Raw genomic sequence first — 15,786 nt, 5'->3', positions numbered from 1 at the left:
CTTACGAAAGACCTTTGCGCCCAGCCGAGCCGGATGCATCGGACAAGCTCATAGTGGCAGGCGGATCGAAGGCTGTCACGGGCGGAACGGCTCCCGTAAACCGCGACACCTGAACCAGCGTCGAATTGCAGGTCGGCGATTGCGCAAGCCGCGACGTGCCGCGATCGGGCGTCAGCACATTCGGATTGCCGTGCTTTTCGAGGCCCTCCGGCTCGCCCGGCCGGGCCGGATCGAACCAGGCGCCGGTCGGCAGCTGCACGACGCCGGGGATCAGGCTGTCGGTGAGCACGGCGCCGGCGAGGCACGATCCGCGATCATTGGAAACTTTGACCACCGCGCCGTCCACGATGCCGCGTGCCGTCGCGTCCTCGCGATTGATCAGCAGCGGCGCGCGGCCCGCGACCTTGTTCGCTCGGCTGACTGACCCATGGTCGTACTGGCTGTGCAGCTTGTCGGCCGGCTGCGGCGACAAGAGATGCAGCGGAAAATTCTCCGCCAGGCCGGTATTGCCCAGCCACTCCCGCGGCTCGCGCCATACGGCGTGGCCGGGGCAGTCGTCATAGCCGAACGACTCGACCGTCGCCGAGAAAAGCTCGATGCGTCCGGACGGCGTCGCCAAGGGATGCCGCTCCGGATCGGCCCGGAAGGCGCCAAGGAAGGTCTGCGATGTCACCGAGCGCACAAGCTCGGCATGGCCGTCCTGCCAGAACCGGTCGAAGGGCGGCATCTTCACACCGGCCGCGCCGGCATTCTCCACCGCCTGGCCGTAGAGATGCCGGATCCATTCGTCGGCGCCGCGCCCTTCGGTGAAGGCATCGCTCGTGCCGAGCCGCACTGCCAAATCGGCGAAGATGGCAAAATCGTCGCGCGCCTCTTCGAACGGCTCGATCGCCTGCTTCATGGCGACGATGAGGTTTTCACGGTTCGAGAAGGCGAGGTCGTTGCGCTCCAGCGCTGTCGTCACCGGCAGCACGATGTCGGCATGACGCGCCGTCGCCGTCCAGAATTGCTCGTTGACGATCACCGTCTCGGGCCGCCGCCAGGCCTCGACCAGACGATTGAGATCCTGGTGGTGGTGGAACGGATTGCCGCCGGCCCAGTAGACGAGCCTGATGTCGGGATAGGTCAGCGCAGCGCCGTTGAAGTCGAACGATCCGCCTGGATTGAGCAGCATGTCGGCCATGCGCGCGACAGGGATGAAATGCGCTACGGCATTCTTGCCCTGCGGCACCGAAGGCCAGCGGAATCCCATCTCCGGCCTGCCGGCGCCATTGGTCGACGAATAGCCGAAGCCGATGCCGCCGCCTGGCAGCCCGATCTGGCCGAGCAACGCGGCGAGCGTGATCGCCGCCCAATAGGGCTGCTCGCCATGATCGGCGCGCTGCAGCGACCAGCTGACCATCAGCATGGTGCGCTTGGCGGCCATCTCCCCGGCGAGTGCTTCGATCGTCGCCGCGTCGACGCCACTGAGTTTCGCCGCCCAGGCCGGATCCTTCGGCTGGCCGTCGCTTTCGCCCATGAGATAGGCGCGCACGATGTCGAAGCCGGTGCAATAGCGTGCGAGGAACGCTTCGTCGTGCAGACCCTTGCCGATCAGCGCATGGCAAAGCGCCAGCATCACGGCGGTGTCGCTGTTCGGCCGCAGCGGCAGCCATTCGGTGTCGATGCCGCGCGGCGCGTCGTCGCGCACCGGCGAGACATTGATCAACCGTGCGCCATTGGCGACGGCGTTGCGCAAGGCCGCCGACGCCTCGTGCCGCGCCGAGCCGCCGCCCTGCACCTGCGTGTTGCGCCATGGCAGCCCGCCGAAGGCGACGATCAGCTTGGCATGTTCTTCGATTCCGTCCCAGGTGGTGTGGTTGCCGGTCAGCGCGTCGGTGCTGCCCAGCACATGCGGCAGGATCATCTCGGCCGCGCCATAGGAATAACTCAGCACCGAGCCGGTATAGCCGCCGATCGTGTTGAGGAAGCGGTGGACCTGGCCCTGCGCATGGTGGAAGCGCCCGGCGCTCGCCCATCCATACGAGCCCGCATAGATCGCGCTGTTGCCATGCGTCGAGCGAACGCGCTCCAGCTCAGCCGCCACGATGTCCAGCGCGATTTCCCAGGACACTTCCACGAAGGGCTCGTCGCTTCGCCGGCTTGCCGGGCTGGACCTGTCTCCCTCCAGCCAGCCGCGCCTGATGGCCGGGCGGGCGACGCGCAGCTCGCCTTGCACCGTGCCGAGCATCGATCGGCCAATCGGCGACGGGTCGGGATCGCCGCTCCACGGCTCGACGCCGACGAGCCGGCCGTTCTCGGCGCGGATCTCGTACGTCCCCCAATGCATGGTGGTGAGCAGGGTTGCGGTTCCCATGGGACGCATCATCCAGCCACGACGGTCGGGGCAGGGTGCCTTGTCGCCCTGCTCCGACCGGCCGCGAACCGCCAGCCCCCTTCGAGACTGGCGGTGCGGGATCTATGCTTGCCTCATGCTCAGCCTTTCGACGCCTTCTCGAGGAACAACTGCGACATGGCGGTGGGCTGCACGCCCGCCACGCCTTTCGCCGTCGCCGTCAGGTAGTCGTAGAAATAGCCGAAGATGACCGGCGTTTCCTCGAGCAGCAGCTTCTGGATCTTGCCGGCCGTGGCCTTCTGCGCCTCGAGGTCGAGGGCCGCGATATAGCTCGCCGCCATCTGGTCGTAGTCCTTGTTCTTGAAGTGGGCGGCATTCCAGGTGCCGTCGCTCTTCAAGGGTGCCGCCAGATAGACGTTGGGCACGCCGCGGTGGCCGTAATCGGTGATGCCCATCGCCGAATCCAGCCAGTTCGACTTGCCGAACACGGCATCGCCATAATAGGCGCTCTGGTCCAAGATGTTGAGCTCGAGCTCGATGCCGATTTCCTTGACCCAGTTCTGGATGAGCTGGGCGTATTCCGGGATTTCCAGATAGCGCTCGGTGGTGAGCGTCATCTTGAAGCCCTGGCCGGCGCCCGCCGCTTCCATCAGTTGCTTGGCCTGGGCGATGTCCTGCTTGCGTTGCGGCACGCTGGTGTCCGTCGAAGGGTAGACAGGGGCGAATGGGCTATCGTTGCCGAGTGCCGAACGCCCTTTCATCAGGCCGGCGGCGAGCTTTTCACGGTCGAGGCAGAGCGCGATGGCGCGGCGCACGCGAGCGTCCTTGGTCGGGCCCTCGTCGCAATGCATATGCAGCTGCTGATGCGCGGACGACTTCAGGCTGATGACGTCGACATTCGGATCGTTCAGCACCGCGACGCCCGCCAGCACCGGCATCTGGTTGATAATGTCGATCTGGCCGCCCTGCAGCGCCAGGATCTGCGGCTGGATGTCGGTGAAGAAGGTGAATTCGGTGCGGTCCGGCAGAGCCTTTTCGCCCCAGTAGTCGTCGTTGCGCACGAAGGAGGCGCCGACCTTGGGCGTGTATTTTTCGAGCTTGAACGGCCCGGTGCCGTCGAAGCTCTGCTCGTAGCCGCCCTTGTAGCTCGCCGGGATGATGACGGCGTTGTAGTTGTCGGACGACAGCATGTAGGGGAAGTTGCCGTTCGGCGCATCGAGGTGGAATTCGACGGTGTAGTCATCGACCTTCTTCGAGGCGCCCTTCTGCAGGATGCCTGTGAATACCGACAGCGCGTTGGACGAGTTTGCCGGATCGGCGAGCCGGTCGATGCTGGCCACCACGTCGTCGGCCTTCATCTCGCCGCCCGAGTGGAATTTCACGCCCTTGCGCAGCTTGAAGGTCCACACCGTGCCGTCGGTGTTCGGCGACCAGCTTTCCGCCAGTGCCGGCTTCAGAACGAGGTCCGGACCGTCGACGCAGAGGAATTCCGCGACCTGTTGCATGACGAGCAGGCCACCGGCGTCGGCGATGGTGACCGGGTCGATCGCCGCTGCCGGCACGCTGCTGCCGACGCGGATAGTGGCGCCGGGCGCGCCGGCGCGAGCGAGCGAGGGTGCTGCGCCGAAGCCGGCGGCCATGCCGATGCGGCCGAGCAGCGGCAGCGACAGGCCGAGCAGGCTGCCGTGGCGCACGAATTCGCGGCGGCTGATGCGGCCGTCGATCAGGCCGTCGATGAGGTGGTTTTCGAGTGGCGTCCGGCCGCGCCGGATCAGATCGAGAATGCGATAGTTCTTGCTCATGGGTCTAAGCCCTTTCCCCAGTTGTTATGGTTGGCGGGTGCATTCCAGTAGACGAGTTCCGTGGAGTTCTCCGGTCCAGGCACTCGGTATCGGTCGATATACAGTAGCATGCGGTTCCGACCGGTCCATCCGCTCCTTGGGACGGAAAAGTCAGATTTTCTTGATGGATTGTCTGTCGGCCAGGCGGCCCGTGGCCGCCCTTTTTTCGATAAGTCCTGTTTACTTTTCGACATCCTCCTAATTCAGCGGCAATCTGCGGTAGGTCCCGGGCTTTTCCGGGTCGTGATATTTGTTGCAGGGGCCGTTTTCGACGAAGTCGCGATGGCAGGCGGCAAGCCGTTCCCGCGACAGCGTGACCCCGAGGCCGTGGCCTTCAGGCACCCGTACGACGTTGTTTTTCGGCGCGAACGGGCCTTCCTCGATGATGTCCATCGGCTGCATGCGAAACAGCGACTGGTTGGGCTCCCTGATCCAGCCGAGCGCGGCGCACAGATGCAGGTAGCAGGCGCTGCCGATGCCGGTGTCGCCGCTGTAGCACCAGTAATCGATGCCGGCGTGCTCGCAGGCACCGACGAAGCGCAGCATCCGGTTTATGCCGCCATGCGCCGTCGGGTTGCCGACGAAGGCGTCCGGAACCTTCAGCTCAATGGCGCGGGCAATGTCGATGTTATGGGTCGAGAACGGGATCGAGGTGTGGCGGCGAAGCTCGCGCATCTCCTCGTTGGTCGCCACCGGATCCTCCCAGTTGCGCACGCCGAGCTCTTCCAGCGGCCGCGTTAACTGCCTGGCGGTCGCCAGCGAATAGGCCTGGTTGGAATCGATGCGGATCATCGCATCGTCGCCAAGCTTCTTGCGGATGAGCTCGACCATCTTCAGCGAAACTTTCGGATCGTGCGTCGAGAACTTGCCCTCGAAGAAGGTCGTGCCGTGGCGCTCGTTGAGTTCGACGCAGTAGTCGGCGACTTCTTCCGGCGTCTTCTCGCCTTTCACCTTGGCTCCATCGCCGCGCAGCGAAAAATAGTCGGTGAAGGGAATGTCCTTGCGCATCGCACCGCCGAGCAACTGATAGAGCGGCTGCTTCCAGGCCTTGCCGCGCAGGTCCCACAGCGCCATCTCGATGGCGCCGAAGGCCATGATGCGGATGCGGTCGTTGGTCGATTGCACGCCGCTCCAGAAGGGCAGGCAGACTTCCTCCGCTCCGGCGATGTCGAAGGCGTCGCGCCCGGCAAGCCTCGGCGCCAGCACGTCATTGATGACGGCGGCCGCGCCTGGCGTCGGCGCCTCGCCGATGCCGACAAGTCCGTCCTCGGTCTCGACCTCGACGATGGTCGGCGAGAAACCGTCGAGCTCGCCGAAGACCCAGATATAAGGGGCCTCCAGCCTGTAATTGATCGGTGTTGCCTTGACGCGCCTGATCTTCATTTCAGCCGATCTCGAAGAAGGGTTCGCCGAGCAGGCCCGGGTCGACGTCGATGCCGAGGCCGGCGCCGTCGGGAATGCCCATATGGCTGCCGGTCACCGGCGGAGCATTCCTGGCGGTGCGCACCGTCACCCATTCGTGGAAAGCGATCGCATGCAGCCGGCGCTCTTGCGGCGTCGACAGCGACAGATGCGCCATGGCCGCGGTGTCGATCTCGGCGCCGCCCGTATCCTCGACCGTGATCATGAAGCCGAGATCGACGGCAACGTCGCGGATCAGCCTTGTCTGCGTCACCCCGCCCAAGCGCGAAATCTTCAGCGTCAAACCGTCGGCGGCACCCCTGCGGTGGATCTCCAGCATTTCGCCCAGCGAAGTGACGGATTCGTCCAGCACCATCGGCTTGTCGAGCATGCGGCGCACCGACATGTTCTCCTCGATGGTCGTGCAGGGCTGCTCGAACGTGTAGTCGATGCCTCGCGTGGCGTCGGCGAACTGCCGCGCCTGGTAAGGCGTCCAGCCGGCATTGGCGTCGCAGAAGATCACCGTGCCCTTCGTCACGGCGGCGGCCACCGCCGTGACCCGCTCGATGTCGTCATGCACATTGCCGCCGACCTTGACCTGCAGGCGCCGGCACCCTTCGGCGATGATCCGCTTGGCCAGCGCCGACATCTGGTCGAGCGTGCCGTGGGTGACGACCCGGTAGGTCTCCGCCATGTCGCTCTCGCGCCCGCCGAGCATCGTCACCAGAGGCACGTCGGCCGCGCGGGCGGCGAGATCCCAGCACGCCATGTCGAGCGCCGACTTGATGTAGGGATGGCCCTTGAACACCGTGTCCATCAGCCGGCCGATGCCGGCCAGCCCGCGCGGATCCTGGCCGATGAGATGCGGCGCGATCTCCGGCACGCCCGCGCGTGTTCCCGCCGGAAACGCGGCCGAATAGAAATTGCCGAGCGGCGCCATCTCGCCCCATCCGGTCACGCCGCTGTCGGACGTGATGGCGACGATCACCGCGTCGAAGCAGTCGGCAACGCGCCCCTTGGACATGCGGTAAGGTCCGTCCACGAAGGGCTGGACGACATGATAGGCCTTGATGCTCTTGATCTTCATGTTCGTGTCCGTTGTCCGTACGTCTGTCAGTTCTTCGATGCGCGCTTTTCGAGGCCGCGCGCATAGGCAAGAAGCTCTTCGAAATCGAGGCCGATATGCTCGCGCGCATGGCGCTGGGCGGCGCGCATGTCCGAGCCCTTCATCAGCGCCACATAGGTTTCGTGCACATCCTCGGCCGGCACTGGCTCGTTGCGGGCGCGCTGGTGCAGGGCGAAATACATCTGCAGCCGGCTGGTCAGGCGCTGCCAGGTCTCCAGCAGCACCGAATTGTCGGCCCATTCGTAGATCAGCCCGTGCAGCTGCAGCGCCATCTCGATCTGGCGCGTGGTGTCCTTCGCCCGCGTCGCCTGCTTCACCGCTTCATGGCGGCGGTCGAGCTCGTCGAAGAAGCGCTGGTCGCGCTGCGGCCAGGTCTTCTCGATGGCGAACTCGTCCAGCACCTGGTTCAGGGAATAGGCGTCGACGATATCCTTGGCGGTGACCTCGATGACGAAGGTTCCGGCATAGGGGATGCTGGTCAGGATGCCTTCCTGCACCAACTCGCGCATCGCCTCGCGCAATGGCGCGCGGCTCACCCGCATCTGTTCGGAAATCCTGAGCTCGTTGAGCTTTTGCCCCGGTTCCAGCTGTCCGGTCAGGATGGCGCGCCTCAGCAGGGCGACGATCTCCGCCCTGCGCGTCGTATCCGCGATCGGACTGAAATCCGGCTTTGCCATGTGTCGACTCCCGAGAGGAACTTCTGCAAGACAAGCAGATTGTCGACAATCTAACAAGAGCCGATTTCCGTGAATTCCGGATTTTTGAACCGGCAGCTCAAGCCGCTCGCCCGTAGAAGCCGATCCGCTCCTCATCGGTGAACATGACGCCAGGACGTTCGTAATAGGAAAACACCGCGATCATGCGCTCGCGATTGCCTTCGACGGTGGTCACGCGGTGCGCGGTGTTCTTGCCGCGGAAGACGTTGAGCGTGCCGGCATTGATGCGCAGGATCTTGGCTTCGGGATCGCGTCCCTCGAGCAGCTTGGCCACGCCGTCATAGTTCGGGTTGTCGTCCGAGCGCAGGTCGGTGCGGTATTCGAAGTCGCCGCCGACCTCCGGGGCTTGCAGCAACAACGTCGTGGTGAATTCCGAGCGGTCGAAATGCCAGTTGAGCGCTTCGCCGGCGCGGTAGCCCATGACGTTGGCACGGGCCAGCGGATCCTGCATGACATGCAATTGCGGCTTGTCCATCGTCGCCGCCAGGAACCGCGCCAGCGGCGGGTATTCGTAGATTGAAAGCACGGTGCTGCCCGGGATCTGGTCGGCGCAGACCGTATGGCTGATCGTCTCGACCTTGCGCAGCGCCGGATGGTCCGGCGAAAGCTCCGGGATCGACGGCTTGAAGTAGATGTTGTGCATGCGCCTGTGGACATGCGAGCGCGTGTCCATCACCGGCCGGATCTCGGCGACCGCCGTTTCGGCAATGCCCGGGCGCAGGAACCCTTCCAGGTTGAACATGCCGTTTGCCGCCAGCGCGGCCTTGGACTCGTCCACCAGCCGCTGCCATTCGGCACTGCCTTCGCGGTCGAGCGGGTAGCGGTCTAGGTCGAGAATGTTTTCGATCATAGCGTCCTCCGAAATCTGAGGTCACTACACCGCAAGGAAATCTTTGCAGCAACGCGGAAAATTGTTAGGCTCTCTCAAGAAAAACTTTCGAGGAAAATGTGGAAAAGCTTCCGCCATTGAATGCGATGAGGACTTTCGAGGTCGCCGCGCGCGCCGGCAGCTTCACGCTCGCCGCAAGCGAGCTCGGCGTGTCGTCGGCCGCGGTCAGCCAGCAGATCCGCAACCTGGAAGGCTGGTTCGGCAAGCAGCTCTTCATGCGCAACGGCAATCGCATCGCGCTGACCGATGCCGGCCACGCCATATATCCGCAGACGGCGCACGCGCTGGGCGAGATCGCGGCGGTCGGCCGGCGCATGCTGGAAGGCGGCTTGCGCATGCGCCTCGTGGTGAGCGTGCCGTTCTCGCTGGCCGAGCTGTGGCTGGCGCCGAGGCTTGGCGTGCTACTCGACGGTTTTCCGCGGATGGCGATCGATGTCCGGGTCGAGGACGATCCAGTCGACGTGGTGCGCCAGAACATCGACCTGCGCATCTCTTATGGCGACTACCACTATCCGGCGTTGAAGATGGTGCGGCTCGTTCATGACGAGGTGCTGCCGGTCGCCGCGCCCGATTTCTGGCAGCGTCACGGCAATGGCGCCGCCAGCTTGGCGGACGTGCATGAGAGCCACTTCATCCACACCAATTGGGGGCCGAACTATGCCTCGCACCCGAGCTGGGCGGACTGGTTCGCCGCCGCCGGCGGCAGCCGCGCGCCGGACCCTTCGCATGGCCGCCGCGTCGGCCTGTCCAGCCTGGCGATCGGCGCGGCGCGGCTGGGGCTGGGGGTAGCTTTGGGACAGAAGGCAATGGCGACCGCGGATCTCGAAGCCGGCCGATTGATCGCGCTGTCGTCCGTCTCGGTTCGTCTCGGCCAGCCCTATTGCGCCTTCATGCTGCCGGCGAAGGCGGAACGCGCGGATGTTGCGGGATTGGTCGCGCTGCTTGGCAAGTAATTCCACTAAGCCGCGCACGGAGCCAGCGTCGGGAGCCGCCTGAACCCTCATAGCAAAAACGGCGCCCTCGACGTGGGTGTCGAGGGCGCCGTCGGACCGGAAACTGATGGGGGTTATCAGCTGGCCGGTTTCGGTTGCGGCAAGGGAGAGACCGGCATTCCGGGTCCGATTTTCTGCAGATTGCCCGTGATCACCTGATCGGACTCGGAGATTCCGGAGGTCACGGAAATCAGGTCGCCATCGGTGGGCCCAAGCGACACCAGCTTCTGGTCGACGGTGTTGCCCTTGCCGATGACATAGAGGTACTTGCCGAGTTGGCTGGAACCCAGCGCCACCTGCGGCACCATCAGCGTGTTGGGCTGTTCCTTCACATGCAGGCGCACCCGCACATACTGTCCCGGCAGCAGCGTGAACTTGGCGTTGCCGATCGTGGCGCGCGCCGTGATCGTGCCGGTCGAGTGGTCGATCGTGTTGTCGATGAAGGTGAGCTCACCCTTCTGGCTGGGCTGGGTCTCGCCAGGCAGGAGCACGTCGACGGCGATCGGACCATTGGCCTTCGCCTGCTCGATCTGGACGAGGTCGGTCTCGCTCGGATTGAAGGTCACATAGATCGGATCGAGCTGCACCATCGTGTTGAGCACCGTTCCGGCGACGCTGACCAGCGTGCCGACCGAGGCCTGATTGCGGCCGATACGACCCGGGAACGGCGCCTTGATCTCGGCATAGCCGAGATTGAGCTCGGCCGTCCGCACCGCCGCCTGGTCGACGGCAAGGGCGGCTTGCGCCGTGCGCAGATTGCTGGTGCGCTGGTCGAAACTGTCCTTGTCGAGGTAACCGGCCTTGGCAAGATCGGTGCCGCGGCCGAGATTGGATTTTGCATAGTCGAGCGTCGCGGTATCGCGCTGCACCTGGGCCTTCGCCTGGTCCAGCGCGGCCTGATAGTCATCGGGCGCGATTCGGTAGAGCATATCGCCCTGCTTGACGTCGCTGCCGTCGGCCGCGGTCTGCTCCTGCAGATAGCCCGGCACGCGCGCCTGCAGCGTGATGCTGCGGATCGACTCGACCCGCGCGGCGTAGTCGAGATAGATCGGCAGCGTCCTTTTCACGACATTCACCACCGGCACCGGCATGACGAAGGCTGCCGGCGCGGGCGCGGCGCCCGCCGTGCCTCCGCTGAGATTGCCCATGTCGAGCAGGTGGACACTTGCCACCGAGATCGCGCCCAGCGCGACGGCCGTCCCCAAAGCGATTTTCCATCTACGCATTTTGATCTCCAATCCTTATTCAGCCGCTTGGCGAGCTATTCAGCCGCCTGGGCCAGCGGCTGAAGCGCCGGCTCGGCGGTCGGTTCAATTTCTTCTGGCCGAGGGTCGTCGTGGTGGCCCTTGGCCGGTTCCTTTTCGCCGCGTTCGCGCAGCTGCTCGATCACCGCGTAGAAGACCGGCACGAAGACCAGCGACAGGATCGTCGCCGCCACCATGCCGCCGAAGACGGTGGTGCCGATCGACTGACGGCTGGCCGCACCGGCGCCGGTCGCGAACATCAGCGGCAGCACGCCGAGGATGAAGGCGAAGGCCGTCATCAGGATCGGCCGCAGGCGAAGCCTCGCGGCTTCCATCGCCGCTTCGACGATGGTGAGCCCTTCCTCGCGCCGGCGTCTGGCGAACTCGACGATCAGGATCGCGTTCTTGGCCGCCAGGCCGATCAGCATGACGAAGCCGATCTGCGAGTAGATGTCGATCTGCATGCCGCGCAGCAGGAGCACCACGAAGGCGCCGAACAAAGCGAGCGGCACGGCGAGCAGCACCATGAAGGGCATCGCCCAGCTTTCATACTGCGCCGCCAGGATCAGGAAGACGAAGACGATCGCCAGCCCGAACACGACCGAAGCGATCGATCCGGCCTTGAGCTCTTGATAGGTGATGCCGGTCCACTCGTAGCCGAAGTCGCGCGGCAGCACGTTCGCCGCCGCCCGTTCCATGGCCGCCACCGCCTGCCCGGACGAGAAGCCGGGGGCAGCGCCGCCATTGATCAGGGCCGAGGCATTGTTGTTGTAGTGCGGCACGGTCTCCGGACCGACGATCGGCACCAGCCTGCCCAGCGTGCTCAGCGGCACCATGCCGCCCGACGCATTGCGCACATAGAGCCGCGAGATGTCGGTGGCGTCGGCGCGCGCGTCCTTGTCGGCCTGGATGGTCACGCGGAAGGTGCGGCCGAACAGGTTGAAGTCGTTGACGTAGAGCGAGCCGAGATAGATCTGCAGCGTATTGAACACATCCGGCAGGTTGAGGCCGAGAAGCTTCGCCTTGCTGCGGTCGAGGTCGTAGTTGAACTGCGGCGTCGAGGTCGAGAAGGACGAGAACAGCTGTTGCGGGTTGAGCTCCGGCTGCTTGCGCGCTTCTGCGATCAGCGCCTGCGTGACATCGTTCAGCGCCGCACTGCCGCGTCCGGAGAGATCCTCCACCTGGAACTCGAAGCCGCCGGTGGTGCCTATGCCGGGGATCGAGGGTGGGTCGAAGGACAGCGCGAACGCATCCGGCATCTGCAGGAGCTTGCCGCGCACCTGCTCGACCAGTTTCGACGCGCTCTGGTCTGGGCCGCGTTGGTCCCATGGCTTGAGGATCGCGAACTCCACGGCCGAGTTCGATTGGGCGGCGCTGGTCAGGAAGTTCAGGCCGCTGATCGAGCCCACGATGTCGACGCCGGGCGTGTTCTGCAGGATGTCGCGCGCCTTCTGCGCCACCGCATCCGTGCGTTCGAGCGAAGCGCCGTCCGGCAGCTGGATGACGACGAAGAAATAGCCCTGGTCTTCGACCGGCAGGAAGGTCGAGGGCAGTTTCTGCCAGACGAAATAGGTGGCGACCAGACCCGCCGCGAACAGGCCGAGCATCGCCCAGCGCAGCTTGATCAGGATGCGCACGCCATGCGCATAGGCATGCGACAACCAGTCGAAGCCGGCGTTGAACCAGCGGAACAGCACGAACTGCGTCTCGCCGCGATGGCGCAGGAAGGCGGCGCTCAGCGCAGGCGACAGCGTCAGCGAGTTGAAGGCGGAAATGCCGACAGAGATCGCGACTGTCAACGCGAACTGATTGTAGAGCCGGCCGGAGACGCCAGGGATGAAGGCGACGGGAACGAACACCGCCATCAGCACCGCCGTGGTGGCGATGATCGGCCCGGTCACCTCGGCCATCGCCGCGCGTGTCGCGGCAAGCGGCTTGAGCCCGGCCTCCAGCTGTCGCTCGACATTCTCGACCACGACGATAGCGTCGTCGACCACAAGACCGATCGCCAGCACCATGCCGAGCAGCGAGAGCATGTTGAGCGAGAAGCCCAGCATATACATGATCGCCAATGTCGCGATCAGCGAGACGGGAATGGCGATGGTCGGGATGATCGTGGTGCGCCAGCTCTGCAGGAAGACGAATACCACCGCCACGACCAGCACCAGCGCTTCGCCGAGCGTGATCAGCACGTCATGCATCGAGGCCGACACGAAGCGCGTCGTGTCGTAATGCATGGCGTAGCTGACACCCTTCGGGAAGCGCTGCGACAGCTCCTGCATCTTGTCCTTGACCCGCTGCTGCAGGTCGAGGGCGTTGGAGCCGGGCATCTGGTAGACGGCCAAAACCACCGTTGGGTCCTTGCCGAAGAAGGCGGATGACGAATATTGCAGCGCGCCGAGCTCGATGCGGGCAACGTCCCGCAGTCTGACCAGCGAGCCATTCTCGGAGTTGGCGCGCACGACGATGTCGCCGAATTCCTTCGGGTCGCTGAGGCGGCCCACCGCGTTGACCTGCATTTCGAAGGCGGTGCCGGCGGGCGCCGGCGACTGGCCGATCTTGCCGGCCGCCACCTGCACGTTCTGCTCGGCGATCGCGTTCTGCACGTCGACGGCGGTGATGCCGAGATTGGCAAGCTTGTCCGGGTCGAGCCAGACGCGCATCGAATAGCGGCGCTCGCCGAAGATCTGGACGTCGCCGACGCCGGGCAGGCGCTTCAGCGGATCGACCACCTGCAGATAGGCGAGGTTGCTCAGCGCCACCGGATCGACCGAGCCGTCCGGCGAGGTGAGGTCGACGATCAGCACGAAATTGGGGTTTTGCTTCTTGATCGTCACGCCGCCCTGGTTGACGATGGCCGGCAGGGAGGATGCCGCTTGCGAGACGCGATTCTGCACGTCGACGGCCGCCGTGCTCAGCGGATAGCCGACGTCGAAGGTGATGGTGATGGTCGAGGAGCCATCATTCGAGCTCGTCGACGACATGTAGGTCATGCCCTGCACGCCGTTGATCTGCTGCTCGAGCGGCGTGGTGACCGTATCGGCCACGACCTGCGCGCTGGCGCCCGGATAATGGGCGCTGACCACGACTTGCGGGGGCGTGATGTCGGGGAACTGCGAGACCGGCAACAGGAAATAGGCGATCGCACCGGCGAGCACCATGATGATGGCGATCGCCGAGGCGAAGATCGGGCGGTGGATGAAGAAGTTCACCATGATGCGGACGCCTCGCCGAACGGTTTTGCGAAATGGCGCAGGCGCCGGGCCCGGCCGGAGCCGGAATCCGCCAGGAAGGATGGCGGGTCATCGTCGCCCGGCGCCTGTTCCGCCGCGCGCGAGCGCAGCATCCGTTCGAAGGCTTTTGGGTCGATCCCGTCCGCCTTCATCACCAGCCGGATCATCGGATCCCGGATGGCTTCGTCGATCGTCAGGTCTTTGCGCTTTTGCATAGGAGCGGCTCCTTGCTCGGCCCGCATCGATTGATCACGGACCGCTTTTTTCTCGTTCTTCACCGGCCGAAGCCGCATGACAGGCAGGTTTTGCGTCCTATCTCACTCTGGCAGGGCTATCGGAGGCCTTGTCGTTTGACGGCGAGCGATATAGGTGTTACCAGTAAGTAACATGCTGGAAGTTACAGACCGGTAACACCCTAGTCAAGAGGTGGCGACGGTTTTTTTGGAAACGACGAAAGGAGATCATGATGACTGACGGCGTCGCGGAGCGTTCCCGCCCCCGGGATCGAATCCTGGAGACGGCGCAGGACATGTTCCACAAGCACGGCATCAAGGGTGTTGGCGTCGACGCCATCACCGAGGCTGCCGGCACGAACAAGATGACGCTTTACCGTCACTTCGAATCCAAGGACGAATTGATCGTCGAATGCCTGCGCGCCACGGCGGCGAAGGCGTCAAGGATCTGGGACGAGTTCGAGGCCAAGCATCCCGGCGACAAGCTCGCCCAGTTGCATGCCTGGGTCCAAAAGGCTTCCGAACTGCTCAGCGCCGACAGCCGCGGCTGCGACATGGCCAATGCCGCCGTCGAGCTCACCGAGACCGATCACCCGGCCAGGCGCGTCATCAAGGAACTGAAGGAGGCCCAGCGCGAGAAGCTGGTTGCGCTTTGCCGCGATGCCGGCATCGGCCAAGCCGAGCTGCTCGCCGACACACTCTCGCTGCTGCTCGAAGGCGCGCGCGTCTCGATGCAGAGCGTCGGCGCCGAAGGCCCGAGCGCGCAGTTCGTGCGCATGGCCGAAAGCCTGATCGCCTCGTTCCGGGCGCGCTGATGTCTTCGCCTCATCCTGACTCTGTGATCCTGTCTCAGAATCAGGCGCCCAGCCATGCAATGGGTCAGGCAAGTTTTCCGGAGATGTATGAGCGCTGGCTCGTGGGTCCTCTCTTTCGCCCTTGGGCCGAAGTGACCTTCGAAGAGGTAAGGCTGTCCCCAGGCCATCGTGTCTTGGACATCGCTTGTGGCACAGGGATAGTTGCGCGCGTTGCCAAGGAACGGCTTGGTGCCGCCGGATATGTTGTCGGCATCGACATCAGCCCGGATATGCTCGCCGTCGCGCGCACCGTGGCGCCGGACATCGACTGGCGCGCCGGCAATGCCAGTGCGCTGCCGCTCCGTGACGGAGAGCAGTTCGACGTGGTCGTCTGTCAGCAGGGGCTGCAGTTCGTTCCCGACAAGCCCGCTGCGGCGGCGGAGATGCGGCGAGCGCTGGCGCAGGGCGGCATGTTGGCGGTTGCCACTTGGCGGTCCGATGAGGAAATCCCCTTCTTTCGAGAACTCCGCCGCGTCGCCGAGCGACTCCTCGGCCCAATCGCAGACCTGCGCCACAGCTTTGGGAACTCGGCGCCGCTCGAGGCGCTGCTCCGGGACGTCGGCTTCCACGACGTTCGATCAAGGACAATATCGCGTATCATACGCTTTGAGGACGGCGCGCCCCTCCTGCGATTGAATACGATGGCGCTGGTCGGCATGAGTGCTGCCTGCAAGGCAATGACCGATCAGGAACGCAAGCGCGTTGTGGAGGACATCGTAAGCGGGAGCGCTGCCGTGCTGCAGTCCCACTCCGATGGATCGGGAGTCGCTTTCGAACTCAGCGCCAACCTGGCGACAGCCAAAGCCTAGAGCAATTCAAGGAAAAGTGTGAGCGGTTGGGCTCGGCGCCTTCGCCGTAACGTCAGATGGAGGCTCGCTCCACGGGGTTGGCGCCGCCCTTGCATCATCGCCGTGCGGGCAAA

General features: G+C 64.6%; 12 protein-coding genes. 3 read left to right on the top strand and 9 right to left on the bottom strand.

Features of this window, described 5'->3' with window-relative positions:
• Position 1: 1 nt before the first annotated feature.
• The 6 genes from FJW07_RS15940 to FJW07_RS15915 all read right to left on the bottom strand — a co-directional run bounded on the left by FJW07_RS15940 (position 2) and on the right by FJW07_RS15915 (position 8,269).
• Entirely contained in the window at positions 2–2,356 is a 2,355-nt protein-coding gene (locus FJW07_RS15940; RefSeq protein ID WP_140857454.1) for a molybdopterin guanine dinucleotide-containing S/N-oxide reductase, read from the bottom strand.
• A 119-nt stretch (positions 2,357–2,475) separates the two neighbouring features.
• Complete coding sequence (locus FJW07_RS15935) at positions 2,476–4,137, bottom strand: ABC transporter substrate-binding protein (protein ID WP_140645107.1); 1,662 nt, start codon at positions 4,135–4,137, stop codon at positions 2,476–2,478.
• Positions 4,138–4,374: 237 nt separating this feature from the next.
• Entirely contained in the window at positions 4,375–5,559 is a 1,185-nt protein-coding gene (locus FJW07_RS15930) for a mandelate racemase/muconate lactonizing enzyme family protein (protein ID WP_140857452.1), read from the bottom strand.
• A gap of 1 nt (position 5,560) precedes the next feature.
• The gene (locus FJW07_RS15925) at positions 5,561–6,664 is read right to left on the bottom strand and encodes a mandelate racemase/muconate lactonizing enzyme family protein (protein ID WP_140705143.1); all 1,104 of its coding nucleotides are present in this window, start codon (positions 6,662–6,664) and stop codon (positions 5,561–5,563) included.
• A 26-nt stretch (positions 6,665–6,690) separates the two neighbouring features.
• Positions 6,691–7,380 carry a GntR family transcriptional regulator gene (locus tag FJW07_RS15920; protein ID WP_140857450.1) on the bottom strand — a complete coding sequence of 230 codons (690 nt, stop codon included), beginning with the start codon at positions 7,378–7,380 and terminating at the stop codon, positions 6,691–6,693.
• A 97-nt stretch (positions 7,381–7,477) separates the two neighbouring features.
• Positions 7,478–8,269 (bottom strand): 2OG-Fe(II) oxygenase, encoded by a 792-nt coding sequence (locus FJW07_RS15915; protein ID WP_246680771.1) that lies wholly within the window; start codon positions 8,267–8,269, stop codon positions 7,478–7,480.
• 125 nt (positions 8,270–8,394) lie between these two features.
• Here FJW07_RS15915 and FJW07_RS15910 point away from each other — a divergent pair, with 125 nt between their 5' ends.
• Positions 8,395–9,261, top strand: coding sequence for a LysR substrate-binding domain-containing protein (locus tag FJW07_RS15910; protein WP_246680775.1), 867 nt, complete (start codon positions 8,395–8,397; stop codon positions 9,259–9,261).
• Positions 9,262–9,377: 116 nt separating this feature from the next.
• Here the strand turns inward: FJW07_RS15910 and FJW07_RS15905 are convergent, their stop codons facing one another.
• The 3 genes from FJW07_RS15905 to FJW07_RS15895 are packed head-to-tail and all read right to left on the bottom strand — an operon-like array spanning position 9,378 to position 13,992.
• Entirely contained in the window at positions 9,378–10,526 is a 1,149-nt protein-coding gene (locus tag FJW07_RS15905) for an efflux RND transporter periplasmic adaptor subunit (RefSeq protein ID WP_140857446.1), read from the bottom strand.
• A gap of 35 nt (positions 10,527–10,561) precedes the next feature.
• Positions 10,562–13,759 carry a multidrug efflux RND transporter permease subunit gene (locus tag FJW07_RS15900; protein WP_140857444.1) on the bottom strand — a complete coding sequence of 1,066 codons (3,198 nt, stop codon included), beginning with the start codon at positions 13,757–13,759 and terminating at the stop codon, positions 10,562–10,564.
• A complete protein-coding gene (locus tag FJW07_RS15895) occupies positions 13,753–13,992 on the bottom strand; it encodes a hypothetical protein (protein WP_140705518.1) in 240 nt (79 codons plus the stop codon). The genes FJW07_RS15900 and FJW07_RS15895 overlap by 7 nt, the downstream gene beginning before the upstream one ends.
• Positions 13,993–14,243: 251 nt before the next feature.
• On the opposite strand from FJW07_RS15895, the gene FJW07_RS15890 reads away from it, so the two are divergent.
• Together FJW07_RS15890 and FJW07_RS15885 are read left to right on the top strand one after the other, a co-directional pair.
• On the top strand, positions 14,244–14,825 hold the full coding sequence (locus FJW07_RS15890; RefSeq protein WP_140544202.1) for a TetR/AcrR family transcriptional regulator: 582 nt from the start codon (positions 14,244–14,246) through the stop codon (positions 14,823–14,825).
• 59 nt (positions 14,826–14,884) lie between these two features.
• Positions 14,885–15,673, top strand: a complete 789-nt coding sequence (locus FJW07_RS15885) for a methyltransferase domain-containing protein (RefSeq protein WP_181182641.1) — start codon at positions 14,885–14,887, stop codon at positions 15,671–15,673.
• Positions 15,674–15,786 lie beyond the last annotated feature (113 nt).

Source organism: Mesorhizobium sp. B3-1-9 (genome assembly GCF_006439595.1).
GTDB lineage: Bacteria > Pseudomonadota > Alphaproteobacteria > Rhizobiales > Rhizobiaceae > Mesorhizobium.
Note: the sequence above shows the minus strand (reverse complement) of the source record. Positions and strands in the feature narration are given on the sequence as shown.

Excerpts from the sequence above, each read along its gene's own strand:
- FJW07_RS15895 (WP_140705518.1), bottom strand. The coding sequence starts at position 13,992 with ATGCAAAAGCGCAAAGACCTGACGATCGACGAAGCCATCCGGGATCCG.
- FJW07_RS15935 (WP_140645107.1), bottom strand. The coding sequence starts at position 4,137 with ATGAGCAAGAACTATCGCATTCTCGATCTGATCCGGCGCGGCCGGACG.
- FJW07_RS15900 (WP_140857444.1), bottom strand. The coding sequence starts at position 13,759 with ATGGTGAACTTCTTCATCCACCGCCCGATCTTCGCCTCGGCGATCGCC.
- FJW07_RS15920 (WP_140857450.1), bottom strand. The coding sequence starts at position 7,380 with ATGGCAAAGCCGGATTTCAGTCCGATCGCGGATACGACGCGCAGGGCG.
- FJW07_RS15925 (WP_140705143.1), bottom strand. The coding sequence starts at position 6,664 with ATGAAGATCAAGAGCATCAAGGCCTATCATGTCGTCCAGCCCTTCGTG.
- FJW07_RS15885 (WP_181182641.1), top strand. The coding sequence starts at position 14,885 with ATGGGTCAGGCAAGTTTTCCGGAGATGTATGAGCGCTGGCTCGTGGGT.
- FJW07_RS15890 (WP_140544202.1), top strand. The coding sequence starts at position 14,244 with ATGACTGACGGCGTCGCGGAGCGTTCCCGCCCCCGGGATCGAATCCTG.
- FJW07_RS15910 (WP_246680775.1), top strand. The coding sequence starts at position 8,395 with ATGAGGACTTTCGAGGTCGCCGCGCGCGCCGGCAGCTTCACGCTCGCC.
- FJW07_RS15930 (WP_140857452.1), bottom strand. The coding sequence starts at position 5,559 with ATGAAGATCAGGCGCGTCAAGGCAACACCGATCAATTACAGGCTGGAG.
- FJW07_RS15915 (WP_246680771.1), bottom strand. The coding sequence starts at position 8,269 with ATGATCGAAAACATTCTCGACCTAGACCGCTACCCGCTCGACCGCGAA.
- FJW07_RS15940 (WP_140857454.1), bottom strand. The coding sequence starts at position 2,356 with ATGGGAACCGCAACCCTGCTCACCACCATGCATTGGGGGACGTACGAG.
- FJW07_RS15905 (WP_140857446.1), bottom strand. The coding sequence starts at position 10,526 with ATGCGTAGATGGAAAATCGCTTTGGGGACGGCCGTCGCGCTGGGCGCG.